We start from the raw sequence: 20432 nt of genomic DNA, 5'->3' as shown, positions 1-20432 counted from the left end.
CTCCCGAGTCTAGTCGGCGGGGTGCTGCCGGTAGGCCGCGATGTAGCGGGCGGTCGCCTCGGCGTTGGCCTCGGCGGCCTTCTCGCGCCGGATCCGCTTGCCCGTTCCGGGCGGGAAACCGTTGCGGGCCAACCGGTGGTCGATGCTTTCCTCCATGTACGCGCACGAGTAGAAGTACGACACCAGCGCGGCCATCAGCACGATCGCCAGCCGCAGCCCGAGCGGGGCCGGCAGCAGCAGCCAGACCAGGCACAGCGGCGCGATGCCCACCGACGCGCGCAGGACGTGCCGCGCCTTCCAGTGCTTGGACGTCGCGTCGTGCAGCAGCCAGTCCTGGTAGCGCTCGGGCAGTCGTCCGCTGACGGCGTACCAGAACCAGCGGAGAACGCCGGGCCGTTCGGTCATCGTGCCTCCTCGGGGTCTGCGGCCAGAGTACACTAATGATTAGTACGCTAACTATTAGTGTGGTGCAGCCCGCGCTAGGGTGGGCTCGAGCACGAGGAGGACGAGTGGCCGAGATCGACCTTGGCGAGGACCCGCTGAAGCTCGACCGGCAGGTGTGCTTCGCGCTGTCGGTCGCCTCGCGCAGCGTGATCGCGATTTACCGGCCGCTGCTGGAGCCGCACGGGCTGACGCATCCGCAGTACCTGGTGATGCTGGCGCTGTGGGAGCAGTCGCCGCGGTCGGTCAAGGACCTCAGCACGGCGTTGCGGCACGAGCCCGCGACACTGTCGCCGCTGCTCAAACGGCTGGAAGCGGTCGGGTACGTGACGCGCGGCCGCAGCCGGGCCGACGAGCGCCAGTTGACCGTCGAGCTCACCGGGAAGGGGCGGAATCTGCGCGCCGAGGCGGAGAAAATCCCGTATCGCGTCGTGGAGCGGCTCGGCATGGAGGTTTCCGAACTGGAGGCGCTGCACGCCGCGCTGGGCCGGGTGATCGAAGCGACCGCATAGCGGGAAGAACCCGCGCCCGGATCCGGTTCTGCTCAAGGGAACGCGTCGACTGAACGGAGCGAACGTGGACAAGATCCGGGTGGGGGTGGCTCCGGGGCTCGGGACCGGGCCGGAAGAATTCTCCGGTTTGGCGGAGCTGACGGAGGCGGCGGGCGTCGACTCGCTGTGGCTGTCGGAAGTGGTCTATTCGCCGGACGTCGACCCGTTGATCGGCATGACGCACGCGCTGGCCCGCACCGAGCGGCTCAAACTCGGCACCGGTGTGGCGATTCTGCCCGGACGGAACCCGGTGCTGGTCGCGAAACAGCTGGTCACGCTCGCTGGATTAGCTCCGAAACGCGTGCTCCCGGTGTTCGGCCTGATGCCCGCGCAGCCAGGGGAACGCGCCCTGTTCCCGGTGCCGCAGCGGCGACGCGCGGCGGTGTTCGACGAGTCGCTCGCGTTGCTGCGCCTGGTGCTGGAACAGGACAACGTGTCCTTCGACGGCGAGTTTTTCCAGGTCGACGGCGTGACGATCGGGCCGCGTCCGGCGAAGCGGCTCGACGTCTGGGTCGGCGGGGCTGCCCCGGCGGCATTGCGTCGCGCGGGCCGGTTGTCCGACGGATGGCTCGGCAGTTTCCACACGCCGGACCAGTCCCGCGCGGCAAGGCTGGCGATTCAGGAAGCCGCCGCCGAAGCCGACCGGGAGATCGAATCGGACCACTTCGGCTTGAGCATGGTCCTGGCGCCGCACGGGATTCCGGAAGGGCTGCGGACGGTGGCGCAGCGGCGTAATCCAGGCCGTCCGGCCACCGAACTCGTGCCCACCAGCTGGGCCGGGGCGCGCCGGATGATCGAGCAGCACGTCGAGGCCGGACTCACGAAATTCGTGGTCCGGCCCGGATACTCCGGTGATTACCGGCAGTTCCTCGACGATTTCGTGCGCGAACTCGTGCCGTTGCAGAACTAGAACGTCAGCTGTTCGGTCTTGCGGGGCATGAGCAGCAGCGCGACGACGCTGAGCACCGACACGGCCACGATCGCGAGGAACACGTTGTGCGTGGCTCCGGCCAGCGATTCGCGGACGTACGCCGTGGCTGGTGAGTTATCGTGCGCGCCGCTGAGAATGCGGCTGGTGGCGTCGACGCTCGCCGGAAGGTGCCCGGCGACCTCCGCGGGCGGGTTCGAGAACCGGCCGGCGAGCGTGGCGTTGGCGATCGCGCCGAAGATTGCCGTGCCGACCGCGCTGCCCAGCGAACGGCTGAACATGTTGGTCGCGGTCACCACACCGCGGCGCTCCCAGCCGACGGTCGACTGCACGGCCACCACCGTCGGGCTCGACGAAAGCCCGAGCCCGATACCGACCACGAACACGGCCGCCGCGGCCATCCAAACCACCGAGTCGAGGCCGAGGAACGTCGCCATGACCGCCCCGACGAGCAGGAATCCGCTGCCGATCAGCGCGGTGTCACGGAATCCGATCCGCAGGTAGACCTTCCCGGACAGCGACGCGGCAATCGGCCAGCCGATCGTGAGCGCGGCCAGCGCGAAGCCCGCGGTGAGCGCGTCCGTGCCGAGCACGCCTTCCGCATAGGTGGGCAAGAACGAGCTGAAGCCCAGCAGCACCGCGCCGGTCACGAGGGCGACGAGGTTTCCGCCGATCAGCGTGCGCCGGGTGAACACCCACAGCGGCAGCACGGGTTCCTCCGCACGCCGTTCGACCAGCACGAACGTGACCAGCATCAGGACGGCGACGGCGAAGATCGCCAGGCTCGGCGCGGACGTCCAGCTCCACGCGACCCCGCCTTCCAGCAGGGCCAGGATCAGCAGCGCGCAGCCGAGCGTCAGCAGGGTCGCGCCGGCGTAGTCGACCTTGTGCCGCGTGCGTTTCACCTGCTCGGTGAACTTGCGGTAGAGCATCCACGCGGCGAGCGCGCCGAGCGGCAGGTTGACGAAGAAGATCCACCGCCAGCTGAGGTATTCCGCGAACACGCCGCCGAGCGTCGGCCCGATCACCGAGGCGACCGCCCACACTCCGGCGAGGTAGCCCTGCACCCGGGCGCGCTCCTCGACTGTGTACAGGTCGCCGACCATCGTCATGCTGATCGGCTGGACCGCGCCCGCGCCGATGCCCTGCACCGCGCGCGCGGCGATGAGCACCGGCATGCTCCACGCGAACCCGCACAGCACCGAGCCGAGCAGGAACGCGGCGATGCCGAAGAACATCACCGGGCGGCGGCCGAGGACGTCGGCGAACTTGCCGTACAGCGGCACGGTGACCGCCTGGGTCAGCAGGTAGATCGAGAACAGCCACGGGAACTGGGAAAACCCGCCCAGGTCGCGGACCACCGAGGGGACCGCGGTGGCGATGATGGTGCTGTCGAGGGCCACGAGGCCGGTGCTCAGCATGACGGCGGCGAGGACGGGTCCGCGCTCGGAACGAAGGCCTACGGCGGCGCGTTTCGCCGCGGGCGGACTGCTCGTGGTTCCCATGCCGGGAATAAACTCCTTCGCACCGGCAAGCATTCCCCAGCCGTTTGATCGGTGCCCGAGCGTCCGTCTGACCGCCATCATGGGGGGATGGACAGATGGGTGCGATCGATCGGCAGCGGCTGGGTCGTGCGGGGCGAGGTGCCCGGGCCGGACGTCGACGAGTTCGCCGAACCGGCGGCCGTCACGAGGGCACTTGCGGCGGTGGAGGGGGACACGTTGCTGGCCGCGCAGCATCCGGCGCGGACCCCGGCGGCGCTGGCGGCCGGGCTGGACGTCGAGGCCGCGCTGCCGCAGGCGCGCGAGACCCTCGATCGGCTGCTGGCCGGGCACTACCGCCCGGAAACCGGGTTCGTCGCGGCTTACCGGATCGGGGAGACCATCGCGGGCGTGCTGTGCCAGGTCGACGTCCGGGAACTGGCGCCGGGCGGGGCTCGCGTGCGGCACACCGAGGAGGTCTATCCGGAGGTGGTCGCCGAGCGCGCGGCCGTCCTGGACGGCCTCGGCTGCGCGACGAGCGCCGCGCTCCTCGTGCCGGTCGGCGACGGCGCGGACCTGACCGCGGCGGTCAAGGAAGCATCGAGCTCAGCGGATCCTGATGTGTCCACTGTGGACCGGGCAGGCCTGCCGCACGAGCTGTGGGTGGTGGGCCGCGGCGACATGCAGGAACGGCTGCTGGAGGCCGCGTCGGCGAGCGATCTGCTGGTGGCGGACGGAAACCACCGGGTCGCGGCCGCCGCCGGAAGCGGTCAGCTGCTGGCGCTGATCACGGCGGGCTCGCAGCTGGAGATCCGGGCGATCAACCGCGTGCTGCTCGGGACCGGGCACACCGCCGAGGCCCTGTGCACGGCTTGGCAGGCGGCTGGGCTCGACGTGACCTGGTCGAACGACGCGACCCCGCCCTCCTGCCCCGGCACCGCGGTCGTGCTGGCCGGCTCGCGAGTGCTGCGGGTGCGGCTGCCCGGGTCGGATCCGCTGGTGATCGACCACGAGGTAGCGGAACAGCTGCTCCTGGGCTCGGCGCTCGGCCTCGACCCGGACGGCCCGCACGTCCGCCCGCTCCTGCCGGGCAGCCCGGTCCCGCCGGACGCGGACGCCGTGGTCCAACTGGCCCCGGTGCCGTTCGAGACGGTGCAGGCAGTGCACGCGGCGGGACGGCGGATGCCGCGGAAAGCCACGTACTTCACGCCCAAGCCGAGGGGCGGGCTGGTGCTGGCGCGCTGGTACCGCGCCGATCGTTACTAATCCGACCACAGCCACGCGCAGCAACGGTTGCGTGCCGAGCGGGGGGCGGCCTGCTTTTGGCCGGATTAGTAAAAAGGTGCAGGTCAGCGTCTGTTCCGCTTAGGATCGCGCAGGTGGAGCTACCCCTGATGCCGCCGGTGCGGCCGATGCTCGCCAAAGCCGTGCACGAGGTGCCGCGCGACGGCGGGTTCTGGTACGAGCCGAAGTGGGACGGCTTCCGCTGCGTGGTGTTCCGCGACGGCGACGAGGTCGAACTCGGCTCGCGCAACGACCGTCCCCTCACCCGGTACTTCCCGGAGCTGGTCGACCTGCTGCGCGACGCACTGCCGGACAAATGCGTCGTCGACGGCGAGATCGTGCTGGTCACGCCGCGCGGTCTGGACTTCGGCGCGTTGCAGCTGCGGCTGCACCCGGCGGCCAGCCGGGTCCGGAAGCTCGCCGAGGAGACTCCCGCCAGCTTCGTCGCGTTCGACCTGCTCGCACTAGGGGAGCAGAACCTGACTGAGAAACCGTTCGCCGACCGGCGTCGCACGTTGGAGGGGATCTTCGCTCCGTCGAGCGGCTTGCAGCGGGTGCACTTGACCCCGCTCACCACCGACCCGGACACCGCGCAGGACTGGTTCACCCGGTTCGAGGGCGCGGGCTTCGACGGGGTCATGGCGAAACCCGCCGATCTGCCGTACGAGCAGGACAAGCGCGTGATGCTGAAGGTGAAGCACGAACGCACCGCGGACTGCGTCGTCGCCGGTTTCCGCTGGCACAAGGACGGCAAGGGCGTCGGCTCGCTGCTGCTCGGCCTGTACGACGACGAGGGTTCACTGCACCACGTAGGCGTCGCGAGCAGCTTCACCGCGGCGCGGCGCCGGGAGCTGGTCGAGGAGCTGGCTCCGTGGCGGGAGAACGCGCTCGAAGGCCATCCGTGGCGCAGCTGGGCGGAATGGCAAGCCGACGAGGTTCGCCGTCCGGGCGCGAACAGCCGATGGGCCCCCGACAAAGACCTGTCCTGGGAACCGCTGCGCCCGGAACAAGTCGCCGAAGTCCGCTACGAACACCTGCAAGGCGGCCGCTTCCGCCACGGCGGACGGCTAGTCCGCTTCCGTCCCGACCGGACTCCGGATTCGTGCACCTACGCACAACTCGACGAAGCCCCGCCAGCCGAGTTGGCGGATCTGTTCGGGGAGGCCCGATGAGCGGGGCAACACTGGAAATAGACGGTGTAGAACTGACAATCTCCAGCCCTGACAAGGTCTATTTCCCGGAACGAGGCGAAACCAAGCTAGCTCTCGTACGTTATTACCAGGCCGTCGCGGGCCCGTTGCTGGACCGGCTGGGCGGACGGCCGCTCCTTTTGGAACGCTATCCAGACGGGGCGGGCGGAAAATCCTGGTTCCAGAAACGCACGCCGAAGAACGCTCCTTCCTGGCTGACCACAGCCGTCGTCTCCACCCCGAACGGCACCACCAGCGACGCCCTGGTCGCCGCGAACCTGGCCCACGTCCTATGGGCGGTAAACCAAGGCTGCCTGGGCTTCCACGTATGGCCGAACCGCGCGGCGGCGCTGGATATCGCGGACGAACTGCGCATCGACCTGGACCCGTCACCCGGCATCGGCTTCCCGCAACTGCGCGAGGCAGCGATACTGGTGCGCGAATTCCTGGCCGAGCTGGGTATCGAGGTCTACGTAAAGACCTCCGGCTCGCGAGGCCTGCACCTGTATTCCATGCTGGAACCGCGATGGGACGGCTACGAGGTGCGGGCAGCCGCAGTAGCCTTGGCCCGAGCTTTGGAACGCCGTCACCCAACCCTCATCACCGCACAATGGTGGAAAGAAGAACGCGGCTCACGAGTATTCGTGGACTTCAACCAGAACGCGCCGCACAAAACGGTTTTCGGCGCTTGGTGCGTGCGGCCTAGGCTAGGCGGGCAAGTGTCGACGCCGATCACCTGGGACGAACTGGCAACGGTGGAGCCAGACACCCTGACGCTCTCGACCGTCCCGGCACTGGTCGCGGAACGAGGCGACCCATGGGCAGGCGCGAACGACCGGCCGCAATCGATCGAGGCGTTGCTGGAGATGTCTCGGGAAGATATGGCTGGCGGGCTGATGGATGCGCCTTGGCCACCGGTGTACCCGAAGATGCCGAACGAACCGCCTCGGGTCGCACCCAGCCGAGCCAAAAAGGCGACCGCCGCCGACGAGTAACGAGCGGAACCTCACCCCAACGAAAGATCAAACGCCAACTGCTCCTCCTCCGAAGCACCCACGGAACCCCCGGACAAGCTGGCCACACACCCAGGACAAGGCGTCACATGTCCAGTCCCGGGCTCAGTCAAATCCACCGGCGTCCAAGTCCGGGAGTCCCGCTCCCCGCACGCGGACCTCCGATACCGAAGATCGTCCGCGCGAGTCATCAGATGCGCGACCGGATCCTCCTCCGGCAACGCGCCGACCAAATACCACCGGGCCGCAATCGTCTTCGCCATAGGAACTCGTCCTCCAAAGAGGCTGCTTCGAGCTACCCGGCCATACTGCGACCCCCACCCCCGTAACCGGCGCGTTTAGCCATCTTCGGCGTGGCGCGACGACTCCTCGTCCGGCTCGTCCAAATACCGGAGAAACCGCAAAAGCCCCCGCTCATCAGCGCCAGCGTCCTTATCCACGCAAGCGCGAAGCTCCCGCTCAACGCGAGCCGAATCGATCCCGGCCCCGATCAACACCAGCTCGGTCCGACGTCCCCCACCAGGCCAAGACGACCGCTCGACCTGCACAAACGCCCCCACCGTATGCAGCCCGAACCGAGATCGACCCCCCTCTGCGCCAAGATCAACCTGCCCCTTGACCCGATACAACCCAGCAGGCCGACTCTCCAAAAAGGCCATGAACCGCCGAGGCGAAAGCGGTTGATCGGACGTGAACGCGACACTCTCATAACGCGCGTGCAAATGCTCGGAATGATCATGCTCGCGAAGATCGTCAAACGACAACTGCCCGTAACTATCCCGAGGTCGAGGGTCGAAAAACAACGCCGGATCAACCCGCCCGCGCTCAGTCAGCACCATCGGCACCCCCGGCGCGTACTCCTCGACCACACCCCGCACCTTGGCCACCGCATCCGCGTCAGCCCGATCGACCTTGTTGAGAACCACCAGGTCGGCAACCCGCAGGTGCTCGGCAAGCTCCGGATGCCGCTCCCGCGTCGCCTCGAACTCCACCGCGTCGACAACCTCGACCAGTCCGCCGTACCGAATATCCGGATTCTCGCTGGCGATCATCAACCGCAACAGATCACGCGGCTCGGCGATCCCGCTGGCCTCCACGACGATCACGTCGATACCGGCCTCAGGCCGCGACAGCTTGCCAAGCATGGCGTCCAGCCCGCTGGCGTCCACCGCACAGCACAGGCAGCCGTTGCCGAGCGACACCATCGTGTCGACCTGCCCGGCAACGGCGAGCGCGTCGATGTTCACCTGGCCGAAGTCGTTGACCACGACGCCGACCCTGGCGCCCTGGCGATTGGCGAGCAGGTGATTGAGCATTGTGGTCTTTCCCGCACCGAGAAAACCCGCGACGAGAACTACCGGAACCCGCTGCCTGGCCACGCTTCAACCCCTTCTGTCGTCCGGGCCGTCGACGATACCTGGCGCTGCCGCGACGACCGGCATTACCGCCTCCGCAAAGGGGACTGGCTGAGTGCGCCGTTGTGGCACGATGAACGGATGATCTGGACGCCGGGCAGGGAGGACCGGGTCGACGGCATGCCGACGGCCGAAGAGTGGCGGCAGTTGTCGGTCGTGCCGGAGAAACGGGAGGTCTACGGCTGCGACCTGTACTTCCGCGAGTGCTGGGCGGACGTGCTCTCGGTCTTCGGCGGCGACGCGACCGGCGTGCTCGACGGGCTGGCGATGCTCGTGGTCAAACCGGACGCGGTGGTCGGCCGCAGGCTCGGCCCCGTCATGGAGTACCTGGCGGACAACGGTTTCGTGCCGGTCGCCACCACGCGCTTGCGCTACACCCGGCATTCGATGCGCGAGGTGTGGCGCTACGACTGGCACATCTACACCGTCGACCGGCTGCAGTTATGCACTTTCTACTATCTCACCAACGATGTGCTGCTGTTCCTGGCGCGCGACGTCCGCCCGGCCGCGGGATTGCCCGCGACGGTCCGGCTCTGCGAGCTGAAGGGCGTAGGCGATCCGGCCCAGCGCAAACCGCACCATCTGCGCACGAAGCTGAACCCGCCCAACCGGATCCTGAACTTCGTGCACGTCGGCGACGAACCGGCGGACATCGTGCGCGAGCTGGCGATCTTCCTCGACCGCCCGGAGCGGCTCCGGTTTCTCGAGGAGCTGCGGGCGCATCTCGCCGAGGACCGCACAGCGCAGGCACGGGCCGAGATCGCCGCCATCGAAGCGGATTGCCCGGCGCACGACCTGGATATCGACGCGACGCTGGACCGGCTGGCCTTGATGACGCGCGAGTCCGCGGTCGCCCGGTTGCGCGAACTCGTGGCGGGCGGGGAGCGGATCACCTGGGACGAGCTGGCCGAGCTGGTGCCGTTCGAGAAGGCCGACCGCTGGGACGTGATCGTGACGGCGTCGTTCGTGGTGCACAACGAGCGCCCGGTGCCGCATGCCTTGCTGCCGCCGGTTTCGCCGGAAGCGTGGACGGCACAATCGGCGCGGCATCCGGTCGGCTGACCAGTTCGTCTACAAAGGACGCCGCACCCGGGGCTTGTCCCAGAGCACGGGAGGCGGGTTGGAGATCAGCTTCGGCTCGCCGGGCTCGTCGCATTGGATCAGGCTGGCCCCGACCGCGGCGAGGTCCCAGCGATCGACCTCGGCCCCGCTTTCGGCGACGGCCTCGGCGACCTCGACCCAGGGCACGGATTCCCCGAACCGCAGGCGTTCCAGCAGCTGGAGCGCCTGGCCGCCGTGCTCGGACCGGTTGAGCGCGTCCGCCACAGCCTCGGCGGCCGCGTCGGCGTCGAAAGTCTGCGGGACGACGGTGGCTTCGGCGGCGAGTGCTTCTTCGAGCAGCGGCAGACCGCTCGGTTCGTCGGAGGCCAGTCCGGTCAGTGCCTCCCGTCGCTGCGCCGGGTCGAGCAGCAGGCCGAGTTCGCGGATCAGGTCGGCGGGCTCGTCGGCGACGTGGACGTAGCTGAAGTTGCGGTTGTGCTGGCGCAGCAGGGCGCGCAGCGTGCCGGGCTTCTGCTGTGCCAGGTCGGCTGAGCCTTTCAGCGAGGCCAGCCGCGTTGTCGCGGGCGTCGGCCTAGGCTGTTCGTCTCGCGCGAGCAGCAGCAGGCCGGAGCCGACGTAGATGAGGTCGTTCAGCGCGAGCCGGTCCACCGTGGCCGACGTCAGCTGGTACCGCCACATTTCCCGCCACAGCAGGCCGCTGAACGCCGGGCGCTGCACGGTCTGGACGGCGAAGCCCTGACCGTGCAGCCAGTCGAGCACCGGGCGCACCTTGCCCGCGGCGATGCCGTCCGGTTTGACCATCAGCAGCGCGTGCCGGCGCAGGACTTCCGGGGCCCGGTCGCCGAGAAACCGGGCGACGTCGCGGATGCCTTCCCGGAAATAGGTTTCGCGGCGGTAAGCGGTGCGCTTCGCGGGCATTCGCGTGAGCGCGGCCCAGTCCGTGTCGTCGATCTTTGCCCCCATGGTCGATCCTCTGCCGCGATGATATCCCGGAGACGCTCCGCGAGAGGAAGCCGGCGACGGGGGCGCTGCGCGCCGGGCGAGGCGTGTGAAGCACCGATGAGCAGTCTGCCAAGAAATGCCGAACACCTTCTGCGGACCGCTGTCAGGCGCAGCGGATGTCGACGAAAGTCGCTTCGTCCTGAATATGCGAGGTTTCGCCGCCTGGTGGGCGGGATGGCGGATTCCGCGGCGGCCGATCAGGCTACGGCGAAGGCGGGATCGGCGGCTGACTAGCGGAACCGGATCAGGTCCTCGTCCTGCGAAACGTCGAATCGGCGCGGAACGCGCGAGTACCGAAAGTCTACTGTGGACGGACACGTTTTGTCCATGCTGCCAGGCGATTTCAGTGGTCCGTACCGGTTAACGCTGTCGATCCCGCACCCTCCCGGCCCGGGGTTGCGCCGGATGCCGGAAGCGAATTGCTCGGTTCCGGGCATTGCGTCGACAGATTCTCCGACATTCCTTTTGTTCGCGTAGAATGTTGTTCACCCGGATGGTCGCTGCGCCGGTTTGCCCGGGTCCATAGAGTCTGAGAGGCAGCGGCGGTCCGGTGGGGGAATAACCGTCAGCGGCTCCGAATCGCGGCTCGCACACGGCCGTGCCGGGTGTGGACGGGCGCGGGTGAGCCCCGGACGCGTCGCGGGCGGCACCGGACCGGTCGGCTGCGCGAACACCCTGTATCCGCACGGTGCCCAGCACGCCGCGCACCCCAGCACTCCCGAGTATCCCCAGCACCGCGCGGCCGAACACCACCGCGACCACCCGCGCCACCGTCCGCGCCGGCGGCGCTTCGCGTTCCCGGACGATCGACGCCGCACCGGGGCGGCCGTCGACCAGCCGGAATCCGTTCCGCGGGTCCGCCGGAGAAATCCCGCACGACCGGCTCCCGCGACTGAGGCCCGGCCGGACGGCGGAAAGGACCACGTATCCCGAGGAAGAACATTCCCGGAGGGCCGGAATGCACAATTTGCTCGAGTCCCGCAGCACGACCTTGATCACCCAGCAGGAGGCCGAAACATTCGGAAAGGACTGGCGCGCCGCGGCGTTCCGCGACGTCGAGTCCAGGCTCACCGACCGCGGTTTCCCTTGTGTCTTCTCGAGAAACGCATTCCGGAAGAAACTGCTCCTGTTCGCCTTCGCCGAGGACGCCGGGCCGGACGGCATCGCGAGACTCGGCGTCGCGCTCGCTGATTACGTCGAACTTTCCCGGAACTGGAACGGTCACCTCGACACCGCGTACCCCTTGCTGATCGTGTTCTCGCCCTCGGCCGTCTCGGCCCGGTCCGTCGCCGGGTACCAGGCGTTCGGCTGGGAGGTGATCCAAAAGCTGCACCACGTCGACCCGGCGCCGTGGCCGGACAACGTCGGCACCGACCCCGGCGAAAGCTCGTGGTCCATGTGTTTCAACGGAATGCCGCTGTTCGTCAACATGAGCAATCCCGCGCACGAGGTCCGGCGCAGCCGCAACCTCGGCGCGCATTTCGTGCTGGTGGTCAACCCGCGCGAGCGGTTCGACGCGGTCGCGGGCGACACCCCGAGCGGTCGCAAGGTCCGCAGCAACATCCGGGCGAGGATCGACCGCTACGACGGCGCCCCGCGGGCCCGCCAGCTCGGCTCCTACGGCGTGGCCGGGCTCGAATGGTGGCAGTACGGCCTTCCCGAGGACGACGTCGAGCGGACCGATGTTTGCCCGTTTTCCTTCCGGGTGAACGAAACCGCGCAGCCGGACGGGGCCGCGGCCCCTACCTGATCGGAGACAGGCGATGATGGAAGTGATCGTTTCCCAAGGCCGCATCGGAGATCGCGGCGCGGGAATGATCGAAGGCGCGGCGCGCACGGCGCGTGCGCTGGAAGAACGATACGGCGTCGCGACTCGTTTCGTCGGCACCCCCGCCGGCCCGGAGGACGACGACTGGACGGTCAGCCTCCTGGCCGCGGAAGAGACGCTTTCCGGCCTGGCGCAAGCGGTTTCGGCGAGCGTCGCGGCCGGACGGCGCACGGTGCTCGTGGCCAACACCTGTTCGGCCAGCCTGGCGACGCTGCCGGCCGCGGTCCGGGCGTACCCGGACTGCGCGGTGCTGTGGATCGACGCGCACGGCGACTTCAACACCCCGGACACCACGGAATCGGGCTACCTCGGCGGGATGGCGCTGTCGGGCGCGTGCGGCCTGTGGGAAAGCGGGCACGGCGCGGGCGTCGACCCCAGCCGGGTCGTCCTCGTCGGCGCGCGCGACATCGATCCGTCCGAACGCGACCTGCTGGACAAGGCGGGCGTCCGGATCCTCGCCCCGGCGGACGTCACCGGGCAACGGGTCGCGGCGGCCGTCGGCGGCGCGCGGGTATGGGTGCACATCGACTGGGACGTGCTCGAACCGGGCACGGTGCCCGCCGATTACCACGTGCCGGACGGTCTGCTTCCCGGCGGGATCCGCGAGATCCTGGAGTCGATTCCGGCCGCCGACGTCCTCGGTCTCGAACTGGCCGAGTTCGCCGCGACCGGCGACGAAAGCACCGACGCGCGCGCGGCCGAGTCCATTATGGACATGGTCGCCCCGGTGTTCGCGACCGCGGCGGTGCGATGAACCGGCGCACGACGGCCGTCGTCAGGCGGCGCGGGTGAGTCCTTCGCTTCCGTTCGCCAAAATGCACGGGTGCGGCAACGATTTCGTCGTACTCGACCTGAGGGACGCGCCCGCGCCTTCGCCGGAACTGTGCCGGGCGCTCGCCGACCGGCACACCGGCGTGGGCTGCGACCTGATCCTCGGGATCCGGCCGCCGCGCAGTGCTTCCGCGGCCGCCTCGTTCGAGATCTGGACCGGGGCGGGCGAAAGCTCGCTGCAGTGCGGCAACGGCGCCCGCTGCGTCGCCTCCTGGCTCGTCCGGGCCGGGCTGGCGCGCCCGCCGTCGTTCGAGATCGACAGTCCCAGCGGGACACATCAGGTGGAAGTGCTGGGAGACAACGCGTTCAGCATCGGGCTGACCGTGCCGCGGTTCGCTCCCGAGCAGATCCCGCTGTCCGGCTTCGCGAGCCGGGACGGCCGGTACGAGGCGGCGCTGGCGGACGGGACTCCCGTCCGCTTCGCCGCGGCCTCCACCGGCAATCCGCACGTGGTGCTCGAAGTCGACGACATCGGCAGCGCCCCGGTGGCGCGGCTCGGCCCGGCCGTGCGAGCGCTGCCCGGGCTGCCGCCGACGGTCAACGTCGGCTTCGCCGAGGTCGTGGCACGCGACCGGATCCGGTTGCGGGTCCACGAATTCGGCGCGGGCGAGACGCTCGCCTGCGGCAGCGGGGCCTGCGCGGCCGCCGCGGTCCTGATCCGGGCCGGGCGGCTCGACCGGAACGTGACGGTCGAGGTGCCCGGCGGGGAACTCCGGATCGGCTGGCCCGCCGAAGAGGAGCCGATCGTCCTGGCCGGCCCGGCCACGACTGTGTACGAAGGAGAATTCCGTCATGCCGCTGTACTCCAGCATTCTTGACGCGATCGGCCGCACGCCGATCGTGCGGCTGAACCGGATGGCGCCCGGGCACGTCTCGGTGTACGTCAAGGTCGAGTCGTTCAACCCGGGCGGCTCGGTGAAGGACCGGCTGGCGCTGGCCATCGTCCTCGACGCCGAGGCGAGGGGAGAGCTCAAGCCCGGCGACACGATCGTGGAGTGCACGTCCGGCAACGTCGGCATCGCGCTGGCGATGGTGGCGGCCGCGCGCGGGTACCAGTTCGTCGCGGTCCTCGGCGACACGTACTCGGTGGAGCGGCGCAAGCTGATCCGCGCGTACGGCGGCAAGGTGGTGCTGTTCCCCGGTCACCTCGGCAGCCTCGGCGGCAACCGGATCGCCGACGACCTGGCCGAGAAGCACGGCTGGTTCCGCGCCCGCCAGTTCGAGAACCCGGCCAATCCCGCGTATCACCGGGAGACCACGGCCTCGGAGATCCTCTCCGACTTCGCGGGGAAACGGCTGGACACCTTCGTCACCGGATTCGGCACCAGCGGCACGATCACCGGCGTCGGGCAGATGCTCAAACTGGCCCGGCCCGACGTGCGGACCGTCGTGCTGGAGCCGGAAAAGGCGGCCGTGCTGGCCGGGCAGTCGTGGAATCTGCACCAGTTGCAGGGGCTGGCTCCGAACTTCGTCCCCGGGGTGATGGACCGCACCGTGATCGACGAACTGGTGACGATCGACGACGAGCTGGCCAGGGACACCGCGCGCCGCCTGGCCGCCGAGGAGGGGATCTTCGCCGGAATGTCCGCGGGCGCGACCCTCGCCGCCGCGTTGCGCGAAGCGGAGAGCTCGCCCGAGGGCGCGGTGCTGCTCGCGATGCTGCCCGACACCGGCGAACGGTATCTGTCCAGTTTCTGGTTCGAAGGAATCAGCGACGGTTCGGACGACGAATGGCTGGCCTCGCTCGGCGAGTGACGCGCACTCTCGCCCGACCACCTGGGAAACGTGATGCACGAATTCATTCCTCCGGCCACGCGGTTCGCCCCGCTGCCGGAGAGATTCGCCATGAAACGCGGCGGCGTGCTGCACGGCGCGCGCGTCGCCTACGAGACCTTCGGACAGCCCTCCGCGGCAGGGGACAACGTCGTCCTGCTGCTCACCGGGCTTTCACCGGACGCGCACGCCGCGTCGAGCCCCGACGACCCCGCCCCCGGCTGGTGGGAGTCGATGCTGGGGCCGGGCAAGCCGATCGACACCGACCAGTGGCACGTGATCTGCGTGAACTCGCTCGGCGGCTGTCAAGGATCGACCGGGCCCGCCTCGCGTGACCCGGCGACCGGGCAGCCATACCGCCTCGGCTTTCCCGAACTGTCCATTGAGGACATCGCGGACGCCGCGGCGAACACGGTGCGGCACCTCGGGTTCGATCGGCTGGCGTGCGTCGTCGGCGCGTCGATGGGCGGGATGAGCGCGCTCGCGTTGCTGGCCCGGCATCCGGACCTGGCGCGCAGCCACATCAGCATCTCCGCGGCCGCGTATTCCCTGCCGTACTCGATCGCGATCCGTTCCCTGCAACGGGAAGCGATCCGCTCCGATCCACTGTGGAACGACGGACAGTACCTTCCGGAGCGCTATCCGGAACGCGGCATGCTGACCGCGCGCAAAATCGGCATGACCACGTACCGGTCGGCGCGGGAATGGGAGCGCCGGTTCGGCCGCGAGAGATCCGGGATCGGGGACGCCGCGTTCGGCCTCGAGTTCGCCGTCGAGTTCTATTTGGACCATCACGCGCGCCGGTTCGTGCGCCGGTTCGATCCCAACAGCTACCTGTACCTCAGCCGCAGCATGGACTGGTTCGACCTCGGCGAGCTGTGCGGCGGCAGCACCGCGGAGGCGCTGGCGCGGCTGCGGGTCGACCAGGCGCTCGTGATCGGCACGGAGACGGACATCCTGTTCCCGCTGCACCAGCAGCGGGAGATCGCCGACGGACTGCGGGCAGGCGGCGCGGACGTCGAGTTCCTCGCGCTGGAATCCGATCTCGGCCACGACGCGTTCCTGGCGGACCTCGACAGTTTCGGGCCGCCGGCAGCGAAATTCCTGTCCGCCCTGTGACCGCCGGAGAAGACAAGAGAGCGAGACCGATTTGGACGACACCATTGCCCTGGTCACCGGGGCCAACCGCGGCATCGGGTTCGAGATCGTGCGGCAGCTCGCCGAACGCGGCGTCCGCGTGGTGCTCAGCGGGCGTAACGAGGCCGCCGTCGAGACCGCTGCGACGGGCTTGCGCGACGCGGGTCTTGCCGTCGAAGGACTTCAGCTCGACGTGACCGATCCGAAGAGCATCGAGGCCGCCGCGGCGGAGCTCGAAACCCGGTACGGACGGCTCGACATCCTGGTCAACAACGCGGCCGTGCGGATCGAGAAGTACGGCAAGCAGCCGTCGGAGCAGACGCTCGCCGAATGGCGGGAAACCTTCGACACCAACCTGTTCGGCACGGTCGAGACGACGCTGGCGATGCTGCCGCTGATCCGCAAGTCGGCCGCCGGGCGGATCGTGAACGTGTCGAGCCTGCTCGGTTCGCTCACCCGGCACAGCGATCCCGAGTCCTACACCCACAGCGACACCTTCAAGGCGCTTCCGGCCTACAGCGCCACGAAGGGCGCGGTGAACTCGTGGACCGTGCACCTGGCGTACGAACTGCGCGACACGCCGATCAAGGTCAACTCGGCGCATCCCGGCTACACCAAGACCGGGATGAACGACGGAGCCGGAGACCTCGAACCCGCGGACGGCGCCGTGACCAGCGTCGAACTCGCGCTTCTTGACGAGGACGGCCCGAGCGGCAGCTACCTCCACGCCGGGAAGGTCCTGCCGTGGTGACCCGCACCGTTGCTCTCGTGACCGACCGCGTCAGCCTGCCCATCGACTACGACATGCCGCTGCTGCGCGAGGCCTGCGCGAAAGTCGGTCTGGAGACCGAGGTCTGCCAGTGGGAGGACGCCGAGGTCGACTGGGCGCGGTTCGACGCGGTCGTGCTGCGCTCGCCGTGGAACTACGTGGACCAGCTGCCGGAGTTCCTGGCGTGGTGCGAACGGGTCGAGAAGGCGACGCTCCTGCTCAACCCGCTCGCGGTCGCCCGGTGGGCGCTGGACAAGTCCTACCTGGCGGACCTGGCCGCGCTCGGCGTCCCGGTCGTCCCGAGCCGGTTCGCTTCCCCCGGGGACGACCCGGACCTCGTGGTGCGGGAAGTGCTGGAGAAGCATCCCGAAGCCACGGAAATCGTCGTCAAGCCGGGGATCGGCGCGTATTCGCGCAACGTCCGCCGATTCACCCGGCCGGCGACACGTGAAGCCGCCGCGCATCTGTCGAAGCTGTTCGACGAAGGCGGGCACGCGCTCGTCCAGCCGTATTTCGCGTCGGTCGACCGGGACGGCGAAACAAACCTGATCTATTTCGACCGGGAGTACAGCCACGCGATCCGCAAGGCCGCGATGCTGATGCCGGACGGCACCGTGCACGTCCCGACGCTCGATTTCCGCAAACCGCGCGTGGCCGACCAGGACGAACGCGCGGTCGCCTCCGCCGCCCTCGACGCCGCCGCGAGCCATCTCGGACTGGACCGGCCGCTGCTGTACGGCCGCGTCGACCTGGTCCGCGACGACCGGGGACAGCCTCGGGTGCTGGAACTGGACATCTGCGAACCGTCGCTCAACCTGCCCTTCGGCGACGGCAGCGCGCTGCGGTTCGCCACCGTTCTAGCCAACCGCGTCGGCTCCTGACCACCCCAGCCACAACGCGGGATCGCGTCGGCGTCTGACGGAGCTGCGTGCACGGCCCCCCGGGCCGGGTACGCAGCTCCGTCAGACGCCGACTTAAAGGCGATCCCGCCCGCGACGACGAAGTCGGCGCCATCAAACACAGATCCCGCCCGCGCCGACGGAGTCGGCGCCAAAGACAAGGATCAAGACATGCGTGTTCTTGGCTACCTGGACGGTTCCGTAGCCGACCCGGACGACCCGGCGATCAAGGTCGCCGACCTCGGCCTGCTCCGCGGCGACGGGGTGTTCGAGACGGTCCTGATCGAAAACGGCGAGCCGCGGGAACTGGACCTGCACCTGGACCGCCTCGCCCGGTCGGCCCGGATGACGGAGCTGCCCGAACCGGACGACGCGCAGTGGGAACGGGCCATCCGCGCGGTGATCGACCACTGGCCCGACGACAGCGAAATCGCGATGAAACTCATCTACACCAGGGGATTGGACGCCGAGCCCGACTCCCCGCCGACGGCTTTCGCGCTCGGGCTCGAGATCAGCCCGAGGATGATGCGCGAGCGCACCGAGGGCATCGCCGCGATCACCCTGGAACGCGGCGTCGAACCGGGCCTCGCCGAACGCGCGCCGTGGCTCCTGCTGGGCGCGAAGACGCTGTCGTACGCGGTGAACATGGCCGCTCTGCGCGAGGCTGATCGCCGTGGCGCGTCGGACGTCATCTTCACCGCGACCGACGGTTCGGTGCTGGAAGGCCCGACGGTCTCGGTGGTGCTGGTACGCGGCCGGACGCTGTACACGCCGCCGCCGATCATCGGCATCCTGCCCGGGACGACGCAGGCCGCGGTGTACCGGGGAGCGGAGAGGGCTGGTTTCACCGCGAAGATCGAGACGCTGACCGTGGACGATCTGCTCTCGGGAGACGGGGTTTTCGTCGCGTCGTCGGTGCGCAAGCTGACCCGGGTGCATACCTTGGACGGGAAAGCGCTGACCGACTCGACCGAATTGCACCGCGAATTGAGTGCGGCTTATGAGTCGGTGTACCGGTGAGGATCTTGCTTGCTCGGCGCGGGGACGGGCAAGATCGGGAGTTACGAGTTCGCTTGCTGGGCATTTCTGGCGGGCGATGGGCGGGGATATTCCGGCGAGCTCGGACGTCGCTTCGGTGTGGTTCTGGCGTTGGTCGCGTCCGGGGGTGGCTCGGGGAGGGGTTCGATGAGCGACGACTCGGTTCTGCTGGCCGGTTCCGGTTCGCCAGGGATTCCCCGGGCGGACACCGCGTCATGACTGCTCGCCTTGCTTCCTCGGTCCTCGATCCGGGCACCCCGCTGCGTGCCGAGCCGATCCTGGCCGTCGGTCCGCCCGTCCCTTATCTGCCGGAACTTCTCGTCGCGGAGGCCGCCGCATGACCGCCCGTCCCGCCTCCGCACCTCCCGAGCGCAGGAACCCGTTGCGACCCGCGCTCATTCTCGTCGGCGTTCTGCTGATCGCGACCAACTTGCGTGCCGCGATCACCAGCCTTGGCCCGATCCTGAGCCTCGTTCAGTCTGATCAGGGGCTTTCGTCGGTAGCCGCGTCTGTGCTGGTCAGTGTGCCGCTCATCGCGTTCGCCGGGTGCTCGCCGATCGCACCCAAGGTCGCCGCGAAGCTGGGGCTTGAGCGGGCGCTCGGTGCGGCGGTGTTGCTGCTCGCGGTCGGGATTCTCTTGCGTTCCACGCCGCCGCAGGTGTTGTTGTGGGCTGGGACGGTGTTGCTCGGGGTTGCGATCGCGATCCTGAACGTCTTGCTGCCCGCTCTGGTCAAACGTGATTTTCCCACTCGGATCGGGCCGATTACCGGGACGTACACGGCGGTCCAGTCCGGCGTCGCCGCGGTTGCCGCCGGGGTGGCGGTTCCGCTGGCTGGGCAGGAGGCTGGCGGGTGGCGGTTGTCGCTGGGGATCTGGGCTGGGCTCGCGCTGGTGGCGCTTGGGTTTTTTCTGCCGCAGTTACGTCGTTCCGCGGCTGTTCCGGCGCTCGCGCGGGCGACTGGCGCGGCGCGGCCTTGGACTAGTGCGTTGGCTTGGCAGGTCACGCTATTTATGGGGCTGCAGTCGCTGGCCTTCTATGTGTTGGTGACCTGGTTGTCCTCCATTGAGCATGCTGCGGGTATCAGTTCGGTGACTGCCGGGTTTCATCAGTTGCTGTTCAATCTTTCCGGGCTGGTCGGGAGTCTGGTTTGTTCTGCGCTTATTCATCGGTTGCCTGATCAGCGGGTCGTCGCTGTTGTTGGCTCGTTGCTGTTGACGACTGCGTTGACCGGGTTGCTGGTCGCGCCTGGGGTTGCGGTGGTGTGGGCTGTTCTCGCTGGGTTTGCCGGCGGGATTACGCTGGCGCTGGCGTTGTCGCTGTTTGGGTTGCGTACTAAGGACTATTCTGACGCTGGGGCGTTGTCCGGGATGGCTCAGTCGGCGGGCTATACGCTTGCCGCGGTTGGGCCTATTGCTATTGGCGCGATTCACGACGTTGCTTCTTCTTGGACGCCTGCGCTGGGGGTGTTGATCGGGTTGGCGTTGGTTCAGACTGTGTTTGGGGGGCTGGCTTCTCGGCCTCGGACTGTGGGGTGAGTTTTTCGTCAGCTGTGGTTGCGTGGGGCACCCCGAAGGTTGATTGTGCTGACGGTCTGGGGGTGCTTGTCAAGGCGGGAAAGATGCCTTGACAAGCACCCCCAGACCGCAGAGAAGGCTTCGTATCGGGGTGCGGGGGAGGGGCTGGGTGCCTCGATCGTTGGGTGCAGCGGCTGCGGTTTCGGGTTGGGGCTAGCGCCCCAATGAGGTTTTCTCAGTAGCGTCCGTGGTGTTCGTGGTGGGTGAGGACGAG

General features: G+C 68.7%; 20 protein-coding genes. 16 read left to right on the top strand and 4 right to left on the bottom strand.

The features are described 5' to 3' along the window. Window positions 1-9 precede the first annotated feature (9 nt). Complete coding sequence (locus tag ACFORO_RS01560) at window positions 10-405, bottom strand: DUF5313 domain-containing protein (RefSeq protein ID WP_377868957.1); 396 nt, start codon at window positions 403-405, stop codon at window positions 10-12. Between the two features lie 104 nt (window positions 406-509). Here ACFORO_RS01560 and ACFORO_RS01555 point away from each other — a divergent pair, with 104 nt between their 5' ends. Beyond that, a complete protein-coding gene (locus ACFORO_RS01555) occupies window positions 510-953 on the top strand; it encodes a MarR family winged helix-turn-helix transcriptional regulator (RefSeq protein ID WP_354748947.1) in 444 nt (147 codons plus the stop codon). A 64-nt stretch (window positions 954-1017) separates the two neighbouring features. After that, a complete protein-coding gene (locus tag ACFORO_RS01550; protein WP_377868958.1) occupies window positions 1018-1902 on the top strand; it encodes a TIGR03854 family LLM class F420-dependent oxidoreductase in 885 nt (294 codons plus the stop codon). On the opposite strand, the gene ACFORO_RS01545 is transcribed toward ACFORO_RS01550, so the two are convergent. Then, window positions 1899-3425 carry an MDR family MFS transporter gene (locus ACFORO_RS01545; protein WP_377868959.1) on the bottom strand — a complete coding sequence of 509 codons (1527 nt, stop codon included), beginning with the start codon at window positions 3423-3425 and terminating at the stop codon, window positions 1899-1901. The two genes, ACFORO_RS01550 and ACFORO_RS01545, sit on opposite strands and share 4 nt — an antisense overlap. Before the next feature lie 87 nt (window positions 3426-3512). On the opposite strand from ACFORO_RS01545, the gene ACFORO_RS01540 reads away from it, so the two are divergent. The 3 genes from ACFORO_RS01540 to ligD all read left to right on the top strand — a co-directional run bounded on the left by ACFORO_RS01540 (window position 3513) and on the right by ligD (window position 6870). Next, window positions 3513-4667, top strand: a complete 1155-nt coding sequence (locus ACFORO_RS01540) for a DUF1015 family protein (RefSeq protein WP_377868960.1) — start codon at window positions 3513-3515, stop codon at window positions 4665-4667. 113 nt (window positions 4668-4780) lie between these two features. Further along, window positions 4781-5857, top strand: a complete 1077-nt coding sequence (locus ACFORO_RS01535; protein WP_377868961.1) for an ATP-dependent DNA ligase — start codon at window positions 4781-4783, stop codon at window positions 5855-5857. After that, complete coding sequence (ligD, locus tag ACFORO_RS01530) at window positions 5854-6870, top strand: non-homologous end-joining DNA ligase (protein WP_377868962.1); 1017 nt, start codon at window positions 5854-5856, stop codon at window positions 6868-6870. Before ACFORO_RS01535 ends, ligD begins: the two co-directional genes overlap by 4 nt. Before the next feature lie 356 nt (window positions 6871-7226). On the opposite strand, the gene ACFORO_RS01520 is transcribed toward ligD, so the two are convergent. Next, window positions 7227-8267, bottom strand: coding sequence for a CobW family GTP-binding protein (locus ACFORO_RS01520; protein ID WP_377868963.1), 1041 nt, complete (start codon window positions 8265-8267; stop codon window positions 7227-7229). Between the two features lie 117 nt (window positions 8268-8384). Between ACFORO_RS01520 and ACFORO_RS01515 the strand changes: the two genes are divergently transcribed. Next, complete coding sequence (locus ACFORO_RS01515; RefSeq protein WP_377868964.1) at window positions 8385-9365, top strand: nucleoside-diphosphate kinase; 981 nt, start codon at window positions 8385-8387, stop codon at window positions 9363-9365. A 9-nt stretch (window positions 9366-9374) separates the two neighbouring features. Here the strand turns inward: ACFORO_RS01515 and ACFORO_RS01510 are convergent, their stop codons facing one another. Beyond that, window positions 9375-10328: a nucleoside-diphosphate kinase gene (locus ACFORO_RS01510; protein WP_377868965.1), complete on the bottom strand. Its 954-nt coding sequence runs from the start codon at window positions 10326-10328 to the stop codon at window positions 9375-9377. 997 nt (window positions 10329-11325) lie between these two features. On the opposite strand from ACFORO_RS01510, the gene ACFORO_RS01505 reads away from it, so the two are divergent. The 10 genes from ACFORO_RS01505 to ACFORO_RS01460 all read left to right on the top strand — a co-directional run bounded on the left by ACFORO_RS01505 (window position 11326) and on the right by ACFORO_RS01460 (window position 20179). Further along, the gene (locus ACFORO_RS01505; RefSeq protein ID WP_377868966.1) at window positions 11326-12117 is read left to right on the top strand and encodes a YqcI/YcgG family protein; all 792 of its coding nucleotides are present in this window, start codon (window positions 11326-11328) and stop codon (window positions 12115-12117) included. A gap of 13 nt (window positions 12118-12130) precedes the next feature. Beyond that, a complete protein-coding gene (locus tag ACFORO_RS01500) occupies window positions 12131-12949 on the top strand; it encodes an arginase family protein (RefSeq protein WP_377868967.1) in 819 nt (272 codons plus the stop codon). A gap of 34 nt (window positions 12950-12983) precedes the next feature. Continuing rightward, a complete protein-coding gene (dapF, locus tag ACFORO_RS01495; protein WP_377868968.1) occupies window positions 12984-13844 on the top strand; it encodes a diaminopimelate epimerase in 861 nt (286 codons plus the stop codon). Next, window positions 13819-14781 carry a cysteine synthase A gene (cysK, locus tag ACFORO_RS01490; RefSeq protein WP_377868969.1) on the top strand — a complete coding sequence of 321 codons (963 nt, stop codon included), beginning with the start codon at window positions 13819-13821 and terminating at the stop codon, window positions 14779-14781. The genes dapF and cysK overlap by 26 nt, the downstream gene beginning before the upstream one ends. Before the next feature lie 33 nt (window positions 14782-14814). Then, window positions 14815-15918, top strand: coding sequence for a homoserine O-acetyltransferase MetX (gene metX / locus ACFORO_RS01485; RefSeq protein WP_377868970.1), 1104 nt, complete (start codon window positions 14815-14817; stop codon window positions 15916-15918). Between the two features lie 31 nt (window positions 15919-15949). Then, window positions 15950-16687, top strand: a complete 738-nt coding sequence (locus ACFORO_RS01480) for an SDR family oxidoreductase (protein ID WP_377868971.1) — start codon at window positions 15950-15952, stop codon at window positions 16685-16687. 17 nt (window positions 16688-16704) lie between these two features. After that, on the top strand, window positions 16705-17586 hold the full coding sequence (locus tag ACFORO_RS01475) for an ATP-grasp domain-containing protein (RefSeq protein WP_377868972.1): 882 nt from the start codon (window positions 16705-16707) through the stop codon (window positions 17584-17586). Between the two features lie 189 nt (window positions 17587-17775). Further along, a complete protein-coding gene (locus ACFORO_RS01470) occupies window positions 17776-18624 on the top strand; it encodes an aminodeoxychorismate lyase (protein WP_377868983.1) in 849 nt (282 codons plus the stop codon). 233 nt (window positions 18625-18857) lie between these two features. Then, window positions 18858-18983, top strand: a complete 126-nt coding sequence (locus ACFORO_RS01465) for a hypothetical protein (RefSeq protein ID WP_377868973.1) — start codon at window positions 18858-18860, stop codon at window positions 18981-18983. Beyond that, complete coding sequence (locus ACFORO_RS01460) at window positions 18980-20179, top strand: CynX/NimT family MFS transporter (RefSeq protein ID WP_377868974.1); 1200 nt, start codon at window positions 18980-18982, stop codon at window positions 20177-20179. Before ACFORO_RS01465 ends, ACFORO_RS01460 begins: the two co-directional genes overlap by 4 nt. The last annotated feature ends 253 nt before the right edge of the window (window positions 20180-20432 follow it).

The sequence above is a fragment of the Amycolatopsis halotolerans genome (assembly GCF_042647905.1).
Classification (GTDB): domain Bacteria; phylum Actinomycetota; class Actinomycetes; order Mycobacteriales; family Pseudonocardiaceae; genus Amycolatopsis; species Amycolatopsis halotolerans.
The sequence above is the reverse complement of the archived record's forward strand: the minus strand, read 5'-3'. Positions and strand labels throughout refer to the sequence as shown.